The 4,270-nt window shown below is 66.2% G+C and carries 4 protein-coding genes; 1 reads left to right on the top strand and 3 read right to left on the bottom strand.

Annotated features, from left to right (window positions below; translation table 11 throughout):
- The first annotated feature begins 329 nt into the window (after positions 1-329).
- The gene (locus ACTHNC_RS00155; protein WP_440292558.1) at positions 330-1,499 is read left to right on the top strand and encodes a tyrosine-type recombinase/integrase; all 1,170 of its coding nucleotides are present in this window, start codon (positions 330-332) and stop codon (positions 1,497-1,499) included.
- 288 nt (positions 1,500-1,787) lie between these two features.
- On the opposite strand, the gene ACTHNC_RS00150 is transcribed toward ACTHNC_RS00155, so the two are convergent.
- The 3 genes from ACTHNC_RS00150 to istA all read right to left on the bottom strand — a co-directional run bounded on the left by ACTHNC_RS00150 (position 1,788) and on the right by istA (position 4,229).
- Entirely contained in the window at positions 1,788-2,093 is a 306-nt protein-coding gene (locus ACTHNC_RS00150) for a hypothetical protein (RefSeq protein ID WP_440292557.1), read from the bottom strand.
- Positions 2,094-2,235: 142 nt separating this feature from the next.
- Complete coding sequence (gene istB / locus ACTHNC_RS00145) at positions 2,236-3,024, bottom strand: IS21-like element helper ATPase IstB (RefSeq protein ID WP_440292556.1); 789 nt, start codon at positions 3,022-3,024, stop codon at positions 2,236-2,238.
- Positions 3,024-4,229, bottom strand: a complete 1,206-nt coding sequence (gene istA / locus ACTHNC_RS00140) for an IS21 family transposase (protein ID WP_440292555.1) — start codon at positions 4,227-4,229, stop codon at positions 3,024-3,026. Before istA ends, istB begins: the two co-directional genes overlap by 1 nt.
- Positions 4,230-4,270 lie beyond the last annotated feature (41 nt).

Below are 4,270 nucleotides of genomic sequence, written 5' to 3'. Positions count from 1 at the left end.
GTCGACACGTCGACCGCCCCGTCGGACAGGGGTTGCACGAACCGTTGTGGCGGAAGCTGCATGAACGACTACAGGTGTGGAGCCTAGGAGAATCGAACTCCTGACTTCCTGCTTGCAAATTGGCGAAAGTAGGATTTCTGGGTTCTCAATAGCTTCGTACTTCCCCATGAAGTCATGGGTTCTTAGTATCCACCCGACACACCGCGACACAGTGATGTGTATACCAATGTGTATAGATGTGAGACTCTCTACTCGTGCCCAAATCGCGTTCGCATGGTGACGGGGCGTTGTACGAGACGACGCATCAGGGGCGCCCCGTGTGGCGGGGCGTGATCGACGTCGGATTTACCGAGGATGGCCGGCGCAAGCAGCGTGCGGTGCAGGGGAAGACGAAGTCGGAAGTGCAAGCAAAGCTCGCACGGATGAAGCGGGAGCGAGACAGCCTGGGCCGGGTACTGGACCGGGCAACTCGGTTCGAGGACGCCGCCGCGGCATGGCTGGAGGAAGTCGCCCAATCCAGCCGGCCGAAGACGTTCAGCAACTATCGCTCGCAATTGCGGATGAACGTGAACCCTGCTCTCGGACGAAAGGTCACCGCGGACCTTACGCCGGGGGATATCCGGCGGATGCATGCGACGATCCGTGCCCGCGGTGGCGGCGACGCGAATGTCGCGGCAGCGCACCGAGTGGCGGTGTCCGTCTTGGAGTGGTGCCGCAGGGAGCGGATGATCAGCGAGAACGTCGCGTCGCTGGTGCCGCCGAAGCGGACCAAGGCGGGCAAAGCGAGAGGATCCCTGACTCGCGAAGAAGCCCGGGCCCTGCTCGAGCTAGAGGATCCGCGGTGGACATTGAGCCTGCTCACCGGGATGCGCTCTGGAGAAGCGCTCGGATTACGGATCGAAGAGCTGGACTTCGAAAAGGCTTGCGCGTGGGTGAGCTGGGAACGCACCGATGCAGTGTTCCGACATGGATGCGGTACCCCAACGGGAAGAAGGGACGAGAAGGGCCGTCTCGCGTACCCGTGTGGTCGCAAGAGCGCGGGCACCTGCCCGCTACGGGAGTTCGACCTTGCCGCCGATTTGGAGTTCATACGGTTGCAGGGCCGGCACGTCTTGGTACGGCCGAAAAACCACATCGCCCGCGAAGTCCCGCTACGGCCTGAAGTAGTCGACCAGCTCCGGGCACATCTTGCCACTGACGGCACGAACCCTCACGGTCTGGTGTGGCATCGACCCGACGGTGTGCCGATCACGAACTCCGAGGACAACGCAGCACTACGGGCGGCACTGTTGCGGGCAGGAATTGACCGGCCCGACGCGAGCACGCACTGGCTGCGGCACTCCTACACGACCTTGTCTGAGCATGCTGGCATCCCGCACGCCGCGTACGCCGGAGTCAGCGGCCACAACTCCGAGCAAGCATCCGATCCCTACCGGCACGCTCTTACCACCGAAGGCCGCCGCGCCGTCGACGCCCTCGCGGAATGGCTTCGGAGCTAGGGGCAAGCTACCGGCAGACCCGGGCATTGCGTTGAGCCCGCCGGCAGCTCGGCCCGAGCATTCACGGATGCGGCAGGTGCTCCGGCCTCGTCGGTAACGTTTCAACGAACCGCTCCAGCTCCGACACCAAATACAGCGGCTTCGTTCCAGAGAAGTGCGGCGTCACGTCACCCAGGCGCACATGCTGACGCAGCCGAGTGGGGCTTAGCCCGAGGGCCTCCGCAGCCGTGTTGTGATCCATCGCCACTGTCGTGAACGGCCGCTCGTTCGGCTCTGCGGTCCTCGCGCTCATGACAGCGCCCCAAGGAAACGAGACGTTGGCGGGAGCCGACGCCTCGTCGCCGTGACTCCCGCAGCCGCGTCGTCGGGCAGGTTGACGGAGGTGCCACACAACGCCTTCGCTCCACGCCGAACGACCTCGGCCAGCGGCGAGTTCGTCGTCGTCGTGAGGGTCCACCCCTCGTCGACCAGCCAGAGCGCAAGCTCCACGCCTCTGGCCTTCTCTTCGCTTGTGAGGACCTGTAGGTCGGTGGAGAGCAGCACCACCGTGCGGGTGCCCTCCTTCGTGACCAAGTCCACCAATTCCGCTCTCATTACTCCCTCTCCCCTTGATCGATTGCCGATCGTTTTTGATTGCCTTCCGGCGGAGAGAGCGAAGGGAGTGGAGGGGTTGTCGACGACGTCTGAAAAGTAGGCCGATGTGACGGTCGAAAAGTAGGCCACTGATTCGTCGTGTTCAGTCTGCCGTGTCTTGGGTTTTGATGCTCGGGAGACTGTCGATCCCGCGTCCGCGCAGCCGGTAGCTGGCGCCCTTCAGAGTCAGGACGTCGGCGTGGTGCACGATGCGGTCGATCATCGCGGCGGCTACGGCTTGGTCGCCGAACACGCCTCCCCAGCCGGAGAACGGCAGGTTCGAGGTGAGGATCAGCGAGGCGTGCTCGTAGCGGGATGAGACCAGCTGGAAGAACAGGTTCGCGGCGTCCTGCTCGAAGGGCAGATAGCCGACCTCGTCCACGATGATCAGCCCGTAGCGCTTCAGCCGGGCGAGCTCTTGCGGGAGCCGGCCCTGCCGGTGCGCATCTGTGAGCCGTGTGACCCAGTCGGTGGCGGTAGCGAACAGGACCCGGTGCCCGTGCCGGGCTGCGACGATCCCGAGGCCGGTGGCCAGGTGGGTCTTGCCGGTTCCGGGCGGCCCGAGGAGCACGACGTTGCGCGCTTCGGTGAGGAACCCGCCGGAGGCGAGGGCTGCGACTTGCTGGCGGCTTGCGGGCTGGGCGTCCCAGTCGAAGTCCTCGAGCGTCTTGCGGGCAGGGAAGGCGGCAGCGCGGATGCGCAGCTCGGCGCCGGAGGCGTTGCGGGCGGAGACTTCCCGCTCGAGGACCGCGGCGAGGTAGTCCTCGAACGACCAGCTGGCATCGCGGGCCTGGTCGGCCAGCCGGGAGGCGGCCTCGGTGATCCGGGGTGCTTTCAGCGCCGCGGAGAGGTATGTGATCTGCTTGATCGCCTCGGTCGGCTTGCCGCTCATCAGGCCACCTCGCCGGTGAGCCCGAAGGCCCGGTCGTAGTCGGCCAGATCCCGGGCGAGGTCATCGCCGGGCGCGGGCTTGGGCTGCTGGAACTGCGTGCGCAGGAGCTTCGCGGTCTCCACATGCGCCGGATCGGCGATCGTCATCCCGCGCGCCCACACTCGGGCGTGATCGGCGATGATCCGACCCTCGAGCCGCACCCGCACGCGTTCGAGATCAGCTGCCACATCGACCATCCGCCCGATCGCGTGCGGATCGACCGAGTAGTCGCTGGAGTCCAGGCGCACGTAGTAGTCCCGGCCCAGCCTCACCCGCTCCCTCCAGCCGAGCTGCAAAGGGATCGGCGGCAGCGGCAGCATCCTTGTCCGGTCGTGCTCGATCAGATCCACCGGCCGTGCCTTTATGGTGCGCACCAGTCGCGCGTTCGCCTTCTCGAGCCACTCGGCCAGCTGCGCGTTGAAATCCTGCGGCGAAGCGAACGTGCGGCCGGGCATGAACGAGGTCTCGAAGAACCCGTTGTGCCGCTCCACGATGCCCTTGGACTCCGGATCGTAGGGCTTCAGCTGCACGATCTTCGCAGCCAGCGTCCCGGCGAACGAGGAGACCCCATCCGCCAGGCGCCCGCGCTGCCCGATGCCGGACTCGTTGTCCCAGATCAGCCGGCGCGGCACCCGGCCCAGCTGCCTGATCAGCTCCCACGACCCCAGCAGCAGGTCCTCGGTCTTACGCGACGGGATCATCCGCGCAGTGAGGAACCGCGAGTGCGCCGCGACGATCACCAGCACCGGCAGCAGCGCCGCCGACCCGTCCTCCAATGGGATGCGCTGCGGCGGGAACCACAGATCGCACTGCGCCGCATCGCCCGGCGCCCACGAAAGCCGATCCGCTGGATCGACCGGCCGGTGCTCGGGCCGCAGCCGCTGCACGTTCTGACGGAACCAGGTGATCGAGCCCGACCACTCCACCCGCTCGGCGATCACCGTGGCCGGCATCTCCGGGTGCTCCGCAAGCAGTGCCCGCACCCGCGCCTCGAACGGCGTGAACGACGTCGGCCCCGCCGTGCGCTCGTACTTCGGCGGCCGCTCAGACGCCACCGCTGCCGCCACCGTCTTCCGTGCGATGCCCAGCTCTCGTGCGACCTGGCGCTGCGGAACACCTTCCGCGACCAGCCGCCTGATCAACGCCCAATCCTCCAAGGAGATCACCCATCCAATCTGTCTGGGTGGCCTACTTTTCAAGCGTCGCT

Origin of the sequence: Humibacter sp., from assembly GCF_051954055.1 — a bacterium.
Taxonomy (GTDB): Bacteria; Actinomycetota; Actinomycetes; order Actinomycetales; family Microbacteriaceae; genus Humibacter.
This window is presented reverse-complemented; position numbering and strand designations above follow the sequence as displayed.

Coding starts and splice junctions, on each gene's coding strand:
- ACTHNC_RS00150 (WP_440292557.1), bottom strand. CDS start 2,093: ATGAGAGCGGAATTGGTGGACTTGGTCACGAAGGAGGGCACCCGCACG.
- istB (WP_440292556.1), bottom strand. CDS start 3,024: ATGAGCGGCAAGCCGACCGAGGCGATCAAGCAGATCACATACCTCTCC.